Raw genomic sequence first — 15,023 nt, 5'->3', positions numbered from 1 at the left:
CGAAGCGAAACGAAGCGCGACAACGCGAAGCCAGCACCGCCCAATAACCACTCAAATTCATTGAATCACCTTTTATACCGGAGCCCATCATGTCGAACGCCAACAACGCCAAGCTGCAAGTCCTGACCCCGCGCAACAGCCAACTGATCATCATCGACCACCAGCCCCAGATGGCCTTCGGCGTCCAGTCGATGGACCGCCAGACGATGAAGAACAACGTCGTCGGCCTGGCCAAGGCGGCCAAGATCTTCGACGTGCCGACCACCATCACCACGGTCGAGAGCGATTCGTTCTCGGGCTACACCTACCCCGAGCTGCTCGACGTCTTCCCGGGCAAGGAAACGCTGGAACGCACGTCGATGAACTCGTGGGACGACCAGAAGGTGCGCGACGCGCTGGCCGCCAATGGCCGCAAGAAGATCGTGGTGGCCGGGCTCTGGACCGAAGTCTGCAACACCACCTTCGCGCTGTCGGCCATGCTGGAAGGCGACTACGAGATCTACATGGTGGCCGACGCCTCGGGCGGCACCACCAAGGAAGCGCACGACTACGCCATGCAGCGCATGATCCAGGCTGGCGTGGTGCCGGTCACCTGGCAGCAGGTGCTGCTGGAATGGCAGCGCGACTGGAAGAACAAGGAAACGTACGACGCGGTGACCGGCCTGGCCAAGGAACACTCGGGCGCCTACGGCATGGGCATCGACTACGCCTACACGATGGTCCACAAGGCCGCCCAGCGCACGCAGACCCAGCACGCATCGATCGCGCCGGTGCATGCGCCGGTGACGGAGTAGTGAGAACTTTGAGACGGGACACCGGACCCGGGCAGTTCAGTTCGGCTTTGCTCTGCTATTCCAGAAAGACGTAGTCAGCCCGATAGGGCATGCCATTCTCCTGTCCCTCCTGCGTGCACGTCTGAGGCAGGACCTGACCGCCTTGCGTATTCAGGCGTTGCACGTAACGCGTCCGTGACAGCAGGCCTGGTCCACCGGTGTTCGTCGCCTGCAGCAGCAAGAGTGGAATGCTGTCCGGCGCCTGAGCGTTCGGTAGCTGTTTCAATACCTTTCCGGTGATCTTGCTGCCGTCCGGTGCTTCCCAGGTTGGCCCCGCGTAGTGTTTGACAACGACCTGCCCGAGGTCGTCTTTCAGGGTGGCATCCGGTGCCACGAAGGTCCATAGCAGCCTGCCGTCGCTGGCTTGCTTGCACTGATAGTTCTGCGTACCGGCGGCGTGCAGCACGGCGACCGTTCCACGAACATCCGAAGGCTGAAGGTCGGGCGGGGCAGTGATCCGGGAAGTGGCACACGAGGCGAGTACGCCTGACAGGCCCAGTACAGTGAGCCATGCGCCATGGAAATGCTGAGGGATTGCCATTTCGGCTCCTTGCCTTGGTCCCTGGAGCAGAATAGTCCAAAAGCGTACACTGCGTGCCTCCCGCAATATCAACCGGCAACACCAACCCAAAAGAACATGAAGAAAGCGGGGCGGATCAAATCCTGGCATGCCGACAAGGGCTTTGGCTTCATCGACATCCATGCGGATCTCAAGGAGGTGTTCTTTCATGTGAGTGCGCTGCGCACGCGCGCTGTTCAGCCGAAGGTGGGCGACCGCGTGAGTTTCGAGCTTGCCAAAGGCAAGGATGGTCGAATGCAGGCGCTCAACGTCGCCATAGCGGGTGCCCCAAAACCAGGCGCTGGCGCCGCGCCCAATTGGCTGCCGGCGTTGGTAGGAGTGATGGCGCTGGCGGCAATCGTCCTGGGTGCGCTGGGAGGCTATCTTCCTCGACTCGTTGGCATTGCCAGCGTGATGGCCAGTGTCGTCGCATTCATCGCGTACGCCGACGATAAGGCTCGCGCGAATCGGAAGGCCTTGCGCATCCCGGAGGCCAATCTGCATCTCGTTGCACTGTGCGGAGGATGGCCGGGCGCGCTGGCTGCGCAACACCTGCTTCGGCACAAGAATCGGAAGCACGCGTTTCAGGTGGTCTTCTGGGCGACAGTGGTCCTGAACATTGGCGCACTTGTGCTTTGCCAGGCAGTCGTTGTCCCTTGAGGTGCGAATAGGGGCCCGGTACTGCTTGTCCGACCGTGTGTCCTATTTTTCAGAGGATTGGATCACGAGCAAAGGACGGAACCTGCGCCAGCGGAAAAAGCTGCGCGTGACCGAATTTCATGAACCCGGCTTTCATGTCACCGCGCAGCTTGCTGAAGGCCTTGATGCCGAGGCGCGAGTTGCGGCTTGTGATGCCTTCATTCGCGATGGCACGAAGCGAACCGGCTGACCTATGGCGGCGCCATCGGCGATCGTCTGGATGGATTCGTTTCGCCAGAGGGCAATCGTAGCTCCTCCACCGAGGAGCACCGACGGACTGTCATCGACGGGGTGAAGAGCCGCGCTAAATTTTTGGGCAGTGACCGTCGGCCCTTTGATTGACGCTTGGTATGGCGATTCTGCGGCGGTCTAGCGGATCCTCCTATTGCCTGTCGTTGTGTATCGTCTGACCACGAGCCCGTAGGAGGCCTGCTCGGCGGGTAAACGGCGCCTTGCGACCCTTCTCGGCCACCGAGCGCATATGCCTCGAACGGCGGCGATGTAGGGCGGAGGAGCCAAATGAACGCCGTGCCCAGTGAGCGTGCAGAGCCGCTCCCCTGCCAACTATCTCAGTACCGTGAGTGAGGCAATCAGAAGCAACCGTTTGTTGAGGAAAATTAGGGTGAGCTGCGTTCTGACCGGCAGCCCCAGCTTCTCCGCCGTACCGGCTCCCTTCAAACTCGTGATCCTACTGTGCGATGATGCGCGTTTTCAGCGAAAGGCCTGCGCAAGGCCTTAACGTACAGTTTTCATTATCATGCCATCCTCAACTGTGCCAGATCGCGAAGGAATAGCAATTGGCGATGCAGCTCTTCGATTTTCTTGGGACGATCTCCGCATCATCAAAATGCTAAGCGAGTGCGGCAGTCGCGCGATTGCCGCCGAAAGATTGGGCATTAACGTGTCCACCGTTTCGCGCCGGGTAGCGCAGGCCGAGGCCGCATTGGGCGTTGCGTTGTTTGACCGGAGACGTGCTGGCTACAAGCTGACCCCTGAAGGGGTGGAGCTGAGGGCGCTGAGCGAGCGTGTCGAGTTGGATGTCGTCAGCGTAGCGCGACAGGTCGCAGGTGCAGTACATGGGCCGTTGGGCACCCTTCGTATTACCACAAGTGATTCGCTGTTGCTGTATTTCCTGACTCCAATCCTCGCCGAATTCAGGACCCGCAACCCTTCCTTATCGGTTGACGTTCTAGTCGGAAATGACAAACTTGATCTCGCCCGGGACGAGTCGGACATCGCGATAAGAGCAACACGGAATCCATTGGAGAATCTAGTGGGGCGAAAGCTTGCGAGCATTGCGTGGGCGCCGTACGGAAGCGCCCTTCAATTTCGCCGGAAGCGGCCTGCAGCGGATCGAATTTTTGATATGACGTGGGTTTCTTACACCGGGAAACTGTCGGGGCTCAGAGCATCCCAATACCTTCAAAGCCGCGTTCCACCGATCAACGTTGCATACCGTTCCGACTCAGTTGCTGCCGTGAGCAAAGCGGTCGCTGCCGGGCTCGGTATGGGTTACCTTCCGTGCATGCTGGGCGATTTGACGACCGAGTTGGTCCGCGTCGGTCCTGTGGTCCCCGAACTGGAGGATGAGCTTTGGCTACTCACACATCCAGATATTCGACGGACACGACGCGTCAAAACATTTATGAGCTTTTGTGCTGCGGTGGTAGCAAAGCAGAAGGCGTTGATCGAAGGCCGCGAAGCGAATCCAATCGGAAGGTTGTGAAAAACCAGGTCGCTAGGTCCCCGGTTTGCGCAAGACCGCCTTGCAGGCAATCTCAATTAATTGCGGTGGCATCGCCAGGCGCGAGACACCGATAAGGTTACTGGCGCATTGAGGGCGTTCAGTACCATACGCTGCTTTGCGTACTTTGCCGGCGGCTGCGAATGCCGCGTCGACGTCCAGAACGTACAGCGTTTCTTCTACAACATTGTCGAGCGTTGCACCGAATTTCCCTAGAAGGGTGGCGATGTTCTCGTACGTGGCACGCATTTGCGCTTCCATCATGGAAAAATCGCGAGGCTTCCCTGCTTCGTCAAGAGCGGCCGGAGCGACAAGTTGTCCGTTGCTATCATGGCTCAGTTGTCCGGACACATAGATGTCTTCACCTACTTTGACTGCCTGCGCATAGCCATATGCGTCCTCCCACGGAACACCCCAATAGGCGGTTTTCTTTTCGAGCGAATTTTGATTAGTGGTCATGCTTGCATCTTGGGGAAAAGGATCGATTGGAGCCGACGGATGGGCTTAGAACGGCTCAAGCCTAACATCTGAGGTGGGCTGCAAGAGTGCAAAGATGCACTTTTGGCGTGCAGATTTGCGCCATGGGTGGCCGGCATTGGGGGCTCAAAGGCCATTCATGCCAGCTAGCACCATTGACGCAAAATGGCCGGCAACCGACCGCTGGCGCGCCATCTCCCCTTGCGGCCACGACGCCACGCTTGATCTCCAAGCATGGCGTCGCGGGCCAACATTGCCTCACATCCTCAGACTTGTGCCTGCCCACCGTCAACGAACAATTCTGCGCCGTTGACGAAGCTCGAGTCGTCGGAGGCGAGGAATAGGGCAGCACCGGCAATCTCGTCAGGCTCGCCTACACGCCCCATCGGGATGCGCGATGCAAGATAGTCGAGCAGCTCCTGCTGCTGCGAGGCATCGGGACCCGCCAGGTCGACCAGGCCGGGCGTACGCGTGGCACCCGGGCTGATCGTATTGACGCGAATGCCGAGGTCCTTCAGGTCCAGAATCCAGCTACGGGCGAACGCCCGAATCGCAGCCTTCGAGGCGGAATAGACGCTGAAAGCGGCGGTGCCTTCAATGGTCGTGGTGGAACCGGCCAGAATCACTGACGCGCCTCTGGAGAGCAGCGGCAATGCCTTCTGCACGGTGAACAGCGTGCCCTTGACGTTGCGGTCGAAGGTGTCGTGATAGTGGGCCTCGGTGATGTCGCCAAGCGGCACCATCGTGCCGCCGCCGGCGTTGGCAAACAGCACATCGAGCCGGGCCTTCTCGGTGCGGATCTGCTTGTAGAGCAGATCCAGTTCTTCAGGCTTCGACGAGTCCACACGCACGCCGGTGGCGTTGCCAATGGCTACGACCGCTGCATCGAGTTCGGCCTGCCTGCGGCCGGTGACATACACGTGCGCGCCTTCGGCGGCGAACCGCTTGGCAGTGGCCAGGCCGATGCCGCTCGTGCCACCGGTAACGAGTGCAATCTTGTTTTCGAGTCTGCGGGTCATGGTGATTCTCCTTGCCTGATATCGGTTGATGGTCGTTGATGTTTAGCCGCGGGAGGCGATGTAGGAAGCATATCGACGGACTCATCATTTCGAAATAGAATTGATCGCAAATCATCTTTGCAAAAATGAAATGATCAAGTTTCCTGATTTCGAAGGGCTGGCGATGTTTGCGAAGGTGGCGGAAGAGGGGTCGTTTGCCGCGGCGGCGCGCGTCATGGGCGTGTCCGTGGCCACCGTGTCGCGCGGCGTTGCCAGGCTGGAGGAGCGGCTAGGCGCACGGCTATTCAATCGCACCTCACGGCAACTGGCGCTGACGGAGTTCGGCGCGACGATTGCCGAAAAAGCGGGCGACATCTACCGGCAGGCCGAAGAGGCAGAGAGTGCCGCTAGGGAAATGTCGACGCAGCCACGTGGCCTCATCCGCCTTGCTGTGCCGATGTCCTTTGGCGTGCGCTGGGTAGCGCCTCTGCTCCCGGCATTCTTCCAGGCCTATCCCGAGGTCTCCATCGATCTACACTTGGCCGATGCCACCACAGACATCGTCGCCCAGGGATTTGACGCGGCATTGCGCATTGCCGCACTACCGGATTCCTCGCTGATCGCCCGGCGGTTGTGCCGGGTCTCACAGATCTTGGTGGCGTCGTCAGCGTACCTGGACGTTTTCGGTCGCCCGGCCCATCCCCGCGATCTCGTTGGCAGACCATGCTTTTCGTATGCCTACCGGGCGCGTGGCGACGTCTGGCGCTTCGCCAATGACGCGGGTGAGGAGCACCCGGTGACGCCGGTGGGGCCGCTGCGCGTGACCAACTCGGAAGCGTTTCTACCGATGCTGCTAGCGGGGCAGGGCATTGCAGAGTTGCCGGAATTCATGGCGGGCGAATATCTGGCCGATGGGCGGCTGGAGGCGATCCTGCCTGGCTGGAGCCTGACACGGGGCGGACTGTACTTCGTCACACCATCGGCACGAACTCGGCCTGCAAAGGTCAGCGCGCTAGCCGATTACCTGGCAGAACACTTGTCTTCACCTCCATGGTTGCGGCCGCCGGTTGATGGATCTGGCACTCCAGAGCGAAGGAAATAGCGTAAAAAGACTCTTGCCCAACCTTTGTCACTCAACGAATAAGTCTCGATGTCCCCTGTTCGCCAACCACCGGACATCGCGTACGCGTGCTTTCGCGAATTATTGAGCCCAAGGCGGAAGCTTATGAACTGACACAACCGACCAGGAGTGCGATGGTACCCGGGCCGTGGAAACGGCGCCGAGGACCGGCAGTTTAATCTGGCCGCCGGCCAGGCTGCAGTGTTCCTCTCGTCGCAAGCTGCCCACGTCCACATGTTTATCAGGCGCGGAGAGCTTGGATTACAGCATGTCGCGGTACTTGGTCGAGCGTGTCCGAGCGTTGCCGAACCTCACTTTGCACACGGGCAGGGAACTCGTCGCCCTCGAAGGAGATCACCATCTGGAACCCGTACGCTATCGAGGTATTGGTGGCATTGAAGGGACAATGACCGTGCAACATCTTTTTTTGTTCATTGGGGCCAACCCAAATACTTCGTGACTCAAGAGCTCTGATGTGAAGTTGCACAACAACTGTTTCGTTCTGACGGGAGGCGATGTACCTCATGACAATGAGGCGGTTTGCCCATTGCAAACCAACGTCGAAGGCGTGTTCGCCGTTGGCGACGTGCGCTGCGGTTCCAATAAGCGGGTCGCGTCCGCTGTAGGAGAAGGTGCGGCGGTGGTCGCGCAGATTCACCAATTTCTTACCGAGCGCTGAGGTCTACGTAACGATTCCAAACGGAGACGTGGCGAGGGTACAGTTGCAATGCGTGCGCGCACGACTCATTGACATATTGACTTCCTGCAGCGTCTCGCTTGGCAAACTGGAGCTCATGAGGAGCGCATGCCAATGAAGCGGTATCAAGCTCCGTCACAGGCTTTGGTGGGAGCTAAGTGGCTTGTTGTGAATGCCGGTAGAGGCGGCGAAACGGGCCGAAACAGACCTTGTCGTGATCGGGATCGATCACGAAGCCGAACAAGCGTCTGTTCATGCTCGTAGAGCAGACGTTCGTCAGACCGTTGCATCGGCCAGTTGAATCCACAGCCGAACCCGGTCCTCGCTGAAGCTCCCCGCTCGACGTCAGACAGCGGCTGCCAGGGCGCGTGATGATCTACGCTTCCGCCGGCACCGGTTCGATCTGCGCAGAAATCTACTCATTAGCATGGAGGACTCGGATCGGATCGCGCGTTAGCCGCCGATCGCGTAAGGGCGGGTCATCACCTCAAGAAAATGACCGTCAGGATCGTCGAAATACATTCCCCGGCCGCCATTGTGCAGGTAGGTTTCGCTGGCCCGCCGTTTGCTGGGGTCCCCCCAGTACTGAATTCCTCTGTCACGAACGCGTGCGAAGACGCGGTCGAACTCTTCCTCGCTGAGCAGGAATGCGTAGTGCTGCATGGAAATTGCGCCATCGCGCTCGAAGAAGTCGAGCGAGACACCGTTATCGAGTTGGACGACCAGCATCTGCCCAAAGGGGACGGGGCTTGGCAGCCCTAAAGTGGCCACGAGGAACCTTGCCGATCTTTCTTTATCGCTGCACCAGACGATCGTGTGGTTGAGTTGTACACCCATGATGCGTCCCCTCTCCGATTATCGCTATATGCCCTTCGCGCAAGACGCCCATCTGTCTCGCTTTGGCTCCAACATAGTCGATGCCTATTGCATTACAAGTGAATGTGATTATTGATCCGCGGCTGCGCACAATTATTGGGCCATGGCTATTTAGGTCGTATCTATAGCCCCATTTGGCGCTTCCGGGGTAGTGTGGGCCTCTAGTCGACTGTTCGCATTAAATGCAATTAATCGCCATGCAATTAGCGCTTCAGTAGGCCGCCATTGCGGGGGACTACAGCAAGAAGGTGCTGAAGAGCCGCCTTGGAGAGCTTTTGTAATCCATTGTTCCAGCGTAATGTCGAAAGGAACGGCCCGTAGCCTGGGGGCCAAGTCACGTGTGCCAAGATCGGTAAAGCCGATTCCTACTATCAGGGGACAATCTGGGAGGAAGGGCACGACAGCGTTACCTTGGCATTGACGTGCTCTTCGTGTGGGATACCCGGTTGCGAATCACTGACGATGATTCGCCGCGTCGAGAATCAGATTGCTGACTTCGGCGGGATGCGACAGAAGTGATACGTGGCTGGACGCAATTTCGATCGTATGTGCGCCCATGCGCTTCGCCATGAAGCGCTGAAGGTTGGGGTCGATGGTGCGGTCCTCCGTCGACACCGCATACCAGGTGGGTTTCTGATGCCACGCTGCGATCGTTGTCTTTGCCATCGTGATGGCCTTACCCATTGGCTGCTGTACCGCGTGGTAGCCTTTCGCTTCCTTAACGGGCAGGTCACCGGCGAAGTCCTTCACAAACGCCTGCTCGGACAGCTTGCCATATCCGTCGCCTGACCATTGCAGCCCTTGCGAAGCCGGCGTAGGCGTGAACTTGCGTGTAAGCGCTGCATAGTCTTCGCCAGCATCCGGCGCGCGCGCCGCGATATAGACAAGCCCGGCGACCTTCGGATCGTCACCGGCCTGAGAAATCACCATGCCACCGTAAGAATGAGCAACGAGCAAGGTCGGACCGTCCTGCTGGGCCAGCGTGCGCTTTACCGCATCGACGTCCGCGTCGAGTGACGTTGTCGGATTCTGCACGGAGGTCACATGCAGTCCTTTCTCCTGTAACTGCGCGATGACTTTCTGCCAGCTCGATCCATCGGCGTAAAGGCCATGGACGAGCACTACATTGCGGATCGGTGCCGTGCTGATGGTGCTGTTGTCATCGGCCCAGGCGGCGGGCGTGACGGTGGCTGCGACGGTGGCCATGGCGGCCAGGAGGGTGTGGGTCAGTTTCATGTTCGATCCTTTCGATGGTCATACGCATGAAGCATTCAAGCGTTGGGTTCCAGTAGGACGAACCGCATGCACCGCTATTCCCACCGCTCTTCATTTTTTTAACTCGGGTTGGGATGAAAGCGGTCACGCAGAGGCCCACGGATGCGAAATGGATCGCGCCCCGCCGGGTGTCAGCAGGGGCTGGCCTCGCGCAGGCGTTGTGATTCGAGCCGGATCCGCTCGATTTCAACACAACCGCGTTGGCTTACTCGCAATCATCGCCTCGATTTTTCCCCCCGATGTGGCGTCTAGCTCGCCGTCGACGCTGGGGCAACAGGGCGGCCGTTTAAGAATCTGAAGAGGCGGATGAAATGTCTCGCCGTCAATCAGTTCGCGCAGTGATTTCTTGGCACGGAAAAGACGGGAAATGATGGTCCCGATGGGGATAGCTAGTGTGTTCGCTCCCTCCCCGTCGGCATGCGCAGGACGGCCACCACGCCGCCCAGCAACAGCAGGATGGCGAGCACGATGAAGGCATAGGGTCTGCGCAAGGCGAGACCGCCGATCCACATGTTGACTCCCTGGTGCACTTGTCCAGATTCGAGACGAGGTGATTCTAGGGAATGCAACAGGAAGGCTATCGCGTGGAAGCGCGGTCTTTTCCTTTTTGAACTATCCGTTGAAGAAACGCGCCGGTGGCGGCACCGGAGGGGTTTGGGCGGGGGGCGCCGATGCCGGGCCCTGGGTTATAGCGATACCCCGGCCATTATCGCAACGGGACGGTGTCGACCCATGTGAGACATCCAGGCGCGACACCACGGATGTCTCCTTTTGGGTTGATTTCGGACCCAGCGCCCATCGTGTCAAGCCGATCAAACGTCGGTTGAAGCCGGCCCGGTAGAGAGTGAGCATCGTCTCTTTGCTCCGTCGTTAGGATTGTCCACATCGTAATAACGGATCGATGACACCTCGACCTGCGGACTTTCATCGTGGTATCTGATGAAGATGCGAAAGACGGCAGCAAGCTTTACATAGCACTGGAACGCCTTAGCTAGTTCGCGAAGGAACTTCGCATCAGTCTCTGGAAGCGCGGCAAGCGCTACCTCGATACGCTCGATGTGTAGGTTGGGCTGGCGGGCCCGAAGCCGAACGAAGCAGAGTTTGCCAGAGCAAGTACGTGGTAGCGCAGAGCGACAATCTCTCCCGGTGTGCCAGCGGGTGCCAGTAGCGCAAACCAGTTCTTCATTTTTCGAACTGGGAAGTCCATCTTTGGCCACCGTCGGATTGTCAGGGTCCATGGGCGCTTGGCCGCAACGACACCACGTGCTTGAGCTTGCCACTCGTCGCCAGCGGCATGGAAGACGGCACGCTATCGTCCACGCAAAACACTAGAGTCCGATACATGGCTGAACGATTCCAAAAAGCTGTTGCGTTGACCGGTTGAATCCGCATCCGGTGTCTGCAATAGACCACCCTTAGCAGGGTGCTGGCAGGCGCTAGGCTACTACCGAACCATCAGCGTCGTTTAACGCATCCGAGAAGTCGAGGCGGCGCAAGCACATCGTCCTGACTATTAGTGTGCTTGGCCGGTTCCGTCAACGCACCTTCGTGCATTTCATTCTTGGTACACACGAAAGCGAAAATCTTGGTTCTTCAAATCGCGCCGCCAACCGTACAGAATGCGGACACCAAGACGGTCTCCTATTCACTCGGCCAGCGCCAAGCGTGAGACGGTCTCTAAGCCCTACGCCTTTGGAGAGCTGTCGTCATGGATCGTCTCGTCTCGATGCAGGCTTTCACGCGGGTGGTGGATGTGGGTACCTTTGCGGGCGCCGCGGAATCGCTGAATCTTCCCAAGGCCACGCTTACCAGGCTGATCCAGAAGCTGGAGACGCATCTTGCGGTCAAGCTGCTGCACCGGACGACGCGTCGCATCAGCGTGACTACCGATGGCGCCGCCTACTACGAACGCTGCGTGCGCATCTTGGCCGATATCGACGAAGCGGAGTATCTGCTAACGCGCCATAACAACTCGCCGCGCGGCACGCTGACCGTAGACACCACGAGCGGGATCGCGAAAATGATCCTGCTGCCGCAACTGCATGACTTCTGCAATGCGTATCCGGAGCTCCGGCTCGAACTGACCAGCAACGGCAAGCCGATTGACTTGCTAAAAGAAGGCGTCGACGTGGTGCTGCGCGTGGGCGCGCTGGAAGAAGCCATGGTGGCACGCCGCATAGGTTGGCTGCGGCTGGCCCTCTATGCGTCGCCGATCTATCTGCGCCGCTTCGGCACGCCAGAGGATCTTACCGAACTGGCGCAGCACAAGGCGGTGAATTTTCTGTCGAACCGCACCGGACGCGCGACGCCGTGGTCGCTCGCTTGCGGCGGCGAACGCGGCGAAGTGCTGCTGCCCTCAGTGATTGCCACGAATGATACCGATGTCCTTCTTGGCTGCGCGTTGGACGGCCACGGCATTGCACGCATGTCACGGGCGACAGCCGCGCCTTATGTCGGCAGTGGCCGGCTGGTGGAAATCATGTCCGGGTGGCAGACCGACCCAATACCGATCTCCGCGATGTATCCGCAGAATCGGCACCTGTCGGCAAAGGTGCGGGTGTTCGTGAACTGGGCTGCCGACATATTTTCCCGGCATCCGCATTTCAGTGCTGAGGCGCCAAAGCTCGCGGCCTGATCCAGACACATACCAAGGATTTATTGCCCTCGCATGTCACGTACGACGCACCCCCTGAGGCGCGGTGGCCCGGTGCTGCCCTTGCGCCTTGAAGGTCATATGCACCTGATCCTTTTGAGCACTTTTTTGAGCAAAAACAGACTCGAAATCGCTACCCGACACACCTAAAGTGGAGGCTCACAACTAACTTATGAAACGTTCGCGCCGGAAGTTCGCGCCGCCTTGCCCAATGGCCTTCGGCGCATGACTTCGACCTCGGAGATCAACATGACCACCGCAATCAACATGACCAACGCCGTTATTGAATGCATTCTGAGCCGCAGCGCGGCCAAGTACTACGACCCGGCCGCCGCCCTGAGCGACGACCAGATTCGCGAGCTGGTGCGCATCGGCACATCCGCGCCGACGTCGTTCCACATGCAGAACTGGCGCTTTATCGCCGTACGCACTGCGGCGGCCAAGGCCAAGCTTAGCCCGATTGCCTGGAGCCAGCCTGCGATCGCCGACGCCGCCGTGACCTTCATCATCGTCGGCCAACTGGCCGATGCCAGCGTGATTCCGGAACGTCTGGCGCCACTGGTGGCGGCTGGCGTTATGCCGGCAGCGATGGTGCCCGAGTGGGAAAACCCCGCACGCGATCTATACCAAGACTATCCGCAACGCCAGCGGGATGAAGCCGTGCGCACCGGCACGTTCGGCGCGGCGGCAATGATCTACGCGGCCCGGTCGCTGGGCCTGGGGTCGACCCCGATGATCGGCTTCGATGCCGAGGCGGTGCATAGAGAGTTTGGACTGGCAGCCAACGAGGTGCCGGTCATGCTGCTCTCCGTGGGCGTCGAGCGTCCCGGAAACTGGGCGCAGAAGCCGCGCCTGCCCGTGGCCGACGTGCTGGATCTCGTTTAACCGTCAATCACTTTTCCATTTATCCAAGGAGTCCATGATGGCAAGAACCGCAGTGCTGAACTCGGAACAGGTACCGGCCGAATCGAGGGCGACGCTCGATGCATTCACGAGAAACATCGGCTTCACGCCGAACATGATGGCGAGCTTCGCGCAGAGTCCGATTGCGTTTAACGCATGGGCGACGCTCCTAGCCGGCCTGAGCAAGGCGCTCGATGTAAAGACGCGCGACGGTATCGGCCTGGCTGTGTCCGAGGTGAATGGTTGCAACTACTGCCTGACCGTGCATAGCTTTACGGCCGCGCACATGGCCAAGTTGCCCCCCGACGAAATCCTCCTGGCCCGCAAGGGGCACGCCAGTGAGCCCAAGCGCGATGCAGCACTGCAGTTTGCACGCAAGGTCATCTTGACCCGCGGCCAAGTCAGCGACGCCGATCTGAGCGCCGTTCGCGAAGCCGGCTACACAGATGCCAATCTCATGGAGATCGTCGCGCTCGTAGCCATGTACTCGCTCACCAACTACTTTAACAACGTGTTCGATCCAGATAAAGACTTCCCTGCTGTGGCACCGGCGGGATCGATTTGAGCCAAATCAAGCGCCATCGGCTTCGCACCGAGAATCGGCCGAAGTATTGAGCGGTGGAGCCTGACGTAACAACGAAGGTCTGAGGTATCCCAAAGCATGTGTCTTGGGGTGCCTCGGTAATCTTTGTACAAGTTGACAATATCTCGAGGAAGACAGTGACCCTCAATCATCCAATTTTTTCGCGCTGGCCTGCACGGCACCCCGATCGAATGCAGCTGTTTTCCTTACCGACGCCAAACGGCGTGAAGGTGGGCATCATGTTGGAAGAAACGGGTCTCGCTTATGAGCCGCATCGCGTCGACATCATCGCTCACGAGCACCATGATCCGGCATTTGTCGCGCTCAACCCGAATGGCAAGATTCCTGCGATTTACGATCCGCATGGGCCAGGTGAACAGCCCCTGGCGTTGTTCGAATCGGGAGCGATCCTGATCTATCTCGCGGACAAGACGGGACGGTTTCTGTCTACTGATCCCGCCACCCGCTACGAAACCATTCAGTGGGTGATGTGGCAGGTAGGCGGTGTCGGACCGATGTTCGGCCAGGTTGGGTTCTTCAACAAATTTGCCGGCAAAGCCTATGAAGACAAGCGCCCGCTCGAGCGCTACCTAACTGAATCAGCGCGGCTGCTCGGCGTGCTTGACGAACGGCTCGCAGGCAGAGACTGGGTGATGGGGCGCGACTATAGCATCGCCGATATCTCACTGCTAGGTTGGGTGCGCAATCTGATCGGCTTTTACGAAGCCCGTGAGCTCGTCGGCTTCGAACGCTTTGCTCGTGTTCAACAGTGGCTCGACCGTGGCCTCTGCCGTCCCGGCGTGCAACGCGGACTCGAAGTGACGGCAGCCTAGCCAAAGATTGCCCTAGTCACCGCAACCCACAGCCGACCGACGTCGCCTATGTGGCAGGCTTGGCATGCCATATGTGACGACCGGCGCTGCAACGCACACCACGTATCGCAGGGAGATCGTATGCAAACCATTACGGTCAGGGCCATCGATTGCCAAGATTTTCAACACCTCGCTGCCGTTTTGGAAAAGCTATTAGCGAATCTATAACGTAGAGATCGCGGACTCCGTGACACACGATACCTGGCAGCGCTTTCTAGACCCTAACGAACCAATGTATGCAGCGCTGGCCATCGTAGGCGAACAGGCACTGGGATTGTGCATGTCACCTACCATCGTTCTGTCTGGACAGTCGGCGACGATTGCTACCTACAGGATCTGTTCGTGGTGGACCATGCGCGCGGGTCCGACATCGGTCGTGCACTCATCGAGCATGTTTGCGCGCATGCGAATCGCTGGGGTGCGCCTCGTGTGCACTGGCTGACACACGAATCTAACCATCGCGGCATGCAGCTTTACGACCGCGTCGCTGCACGTACGGGTTTCGTCCAGTATCGAAGGCGCTTGCGCTAATCCGCTGACGCGAATACACCATCGTCAGGACCTGGCCAGCGCGGGGATCGCTCCTGCCCTTCTATGCCGGACAGGGTGATCGCCCTTCCCGCAGCCGGGCAGCCGGGCGGCCGCGCAGACGGGCGGGGTGCTGATGCGCGTGCCGGCTCAGACCATCGGTCCGGTATAACAGATGTGCGACCAAATCAGTATATTTCGCTCTA

16 protein-coding genes and 1 pseudogene are annotated in these 15,023 nt (G+C 59.1%); 10 read left to right on the top strand and 7 right to left on the bottom strand.

Going from position 1 to position 15,023, the window contains the following annotated elements; genetic code table 11:
• Positions 1 to 89 precede the first annotated feature (89 nt).
• A complete protein-coding gene (locus tag EHF44_RS28015; protein WP_124687020.1) occupies positions 90 to 794 on the top strand; it encodes a hydrolase in 705 nt (234 codons plus the stop codon).
• A gap of 55 nt (positions 795 to 849) precedes the next feature.
• Here EHF44_RS28015 and EHF44_RS28010 read toward each other — a convergent pair whose 3' ends face one another.
• Complete coding sequence (locus tag EHF44_RS28010) at positions 850 to 1,374, bottom strand: DUF3455 domain-containing protein (RefSeq protein ID WP_253700446.1); 525 nt, start codon at positions 1,372 to 1,374, stop codon at positions 850 to 852.
• 96 nt (positions 1,375 to 1,470) lie between these two features.
• Between EHF44_RS28010 and EHF44_RS28005 the strand changes: the two genes are divergently transcribed.
• From EHF44_RS28005 to EHF44_RS27995, 3 genes are all read left to right on the top strand, one after another.
• The gene (locus EHF44_RS28005; protein ID WP_124687019.1) at positions 1,471 to 2,052 is read left to right on the top strand and encodes a DUF1294 domain-containing protein; all 582 of its coding nucleotides are present in this window, start codon (positions 1,471 to 1,473) and stop codon (positions 2,050 to 2,052) included.
• Positions 2,053 to 2,077: 25 nt separating this feature from the next.
• On the top strand, positions 2,078 to 2,281 hold the full coding sequence (locus EHF44_RS28820) for a 50S ribosome-binding protein YggL (RefSeq protein WP_253700444.1): 204 nt from the start codon (positions 2,078 to 2,080) through the stop codon (positions 2,279 to 2,281).
• 567 nt (positions 2,282 to 2,848) lie between these two features.
• Positions 2,849 to 3,817 carry a LysR family transcriptional regulator gene (locus EHF44_RS27995; RefSeq protein ID WP_124687018.1) on the top strand — a complete coding sequence of 323 codons (969 nt, stop codon included), beginning with the start codon at positions 2,849 to 2,851 and terminating at the stop codon, positions 3,815 to 3,817.
• A gap of 12 nt (positions 3,818 to 3,829) precedes the next feature.
• On the opposite strand, the gene EHF44_RS27990 is transcribed toward EHF44_RS27995, so the two are convergent.
• Positions 3,830 to 4,294 carry a Rid family hydrolase gene (locus EHF44_RS27990; RefSeq protein ID WP_124687017.1) on the bottom strand — a complete coding sequence of 155 codons (465 nt, stop codon included), beginning with the start codon at positions 4,292 to 4,294 and terminating at the stop codon, positions 3,830 to 3,832.
• 284 nt (positions 4,295 to 4,578) lie between these two features.
• A complete protein-coding gene (locus tag EHF44_RS27985) occupies positions 4,579 to 5,331 on the bottom strand; it encodes an SDR family NAD(P)-dependent oxidoreductase (RefSeq protein WP_124687016.1) in 753 nt (250 codons plus the stop codon).
• 130 nt (positions 5,332 to 5,461) lie between these two features.
• Here EHF44_RS27985 and EHF44_RS27980 point away from each other — a divergent pair, with 130 nt between their 5' ends.
• Positions 5,462 to 6,412, top strand: a complete 951-nt coding sequence (locus EHF44_RS27980) for a LysR family transcriptional regulator (protein ID WP_124687015.1) — start codon at positions 5,462 to 5,464, stop codon at positions 6,410 to 6,412.
• A gap of 259 nt (positions 6,413 to 6,671) precedes the next feature.
• On the opposite strand, the gene EHF44_RS27975 is transcribed toward EHF44_RS27980, so the two are convergent.
• The 4 genes from EHF44_RS27975 to EHF44_RS28930 all read right to left on the bottom strand — a co-directional run bounded on the left by EHF44_RS27975 (position 6,672) and on the right by EHF44_RS28930 (position 9,790).
• On the bottom strand, positions 6,672 to 7,088 hold the full coding sequence (locus EHF44_RS27975; protein WP_124687014.1) for a hypothetical protein: 417 nt from the start codon (positions 7,086 to 7,088) through the stop codon (positions 6,672 to 6,674).
• Between the two features lie 492 nt (positions 7,089 to 7,580).
• On the bottom strand, positions 7,581 to 7,964 hold the full coding sequence (locus EHF44_RS27970; RefSeq protein WP_124687013.1) for a VOC family protein: 384 nt from the start codon (positions 7,962 to 7,964) through the stop codon (positions 7,581 to 7,583).
• 492 nt (positions 7,965 to 8,456) lie between these two features.
• Complete coding sequence (locus tag EHF44_RS27965) at positions 8,457 to 9,239, bottom strand: alpha/beta hydrolase (protein ID WP_124687012.1); 783 nt, start codon at positions 9,237 to 9,239, stop codon at positions 8,457 to 8,459.
• Positions 9,240 to 9,667: 428 nt separating this feature from the next.
• The gene (locus EHF44_RS28930; RefSeq protein WP_301337496.1) at positions 9,668 to 9,790 is read right to left on the bottom strand and encodes a hypothetical protein; all 123 of its coding nucleotides are present in this window, start codon (positions 9,788 to 9,790) and stop codon (positions 9,668 to 9,670) included.
• A 1,196-nt stretch (positions 9,791 to 10,986) separates the two neighbouring features.
• Here EHF44_RS28930 and EHF44_RS27960 point away from each other — a divergent pair.
• The 5 genes and pseudogenes from EHF44_RS27960 (at position 10,987) to EHF44_RS27940 (ending at position 14,820) form a co-directional block, all read left to right on the top strand.
• Entirely contained in the window at positions 10,987 to 11,913 is a 927-nt protein-coding gene (locus EHF44_RS27960) for a LysR family transcriptional regulator (RefSeq protein WP_124687011.1), read from the top strand.
• 267 nt (positions 11,914 to 12,180) lie between these two features.
• Positions 12,181 to 12,816, top strand: coding sequence for a nitroreductase family protein (locus tag EHF44_RS27955; RefSeq protein ID WP_124687010.1), 636 nt, complete (start codon positions 12,181 to 12,183; stop codon positions 12,814 to 12,816).
• Positions 12,817 to 12,853: 37 nt separating this feature from the next.
• On the top strand, positions 12,854 to 13,399 hold the full coding sequence (locus EHF44_RS27950) for a carboxymuconolactone decarboxylase family protein (protein ID WP_124687089.1): 546 nt from the start codon (positions 12,854 to 12,856) through the stop codon (positions 13,397 to 13,399).
• 155 nt (positions 13,400 to 13,554) lie between these two features.
• The gene (locus EHF44_RS27945; protein WP_124687009.1) at positions 13,555 to 14,250 is read left to right on the top strand and encodes a glutathione S-transferase N-terminal domain-containing protein; all 696 of its coding nucleotides are present in this window, start codon (positions 13,555 to 13,557) and stop codon (positions 14,248 to 14,250) included.
• A gap of 120 nt (positions 14,251 to 14,370) precedes the next feature.
• Positions 14,371 to 14,820 (top strand): annotated as a pseudogene (locus EHF44_RS27940) (GNAT family N-acetyltransferase).
• Positions 14,821 to 15,023: the final 203 nt, after the last annotated feature.

The sequence above is a fragment of the Cupriavidus pauculus genome (assembly GCF_003854935.1).
Lineage (GTDB): Bacteria > Pseudomonadota > Gammaproteobacteria > Burkholderiales > Burkholderiaceae > Cupriavidus > Cupriavidus pauculus_C.
This window is presented reverse-complemented; position numbering and strand designations above follow the sequence as displayed.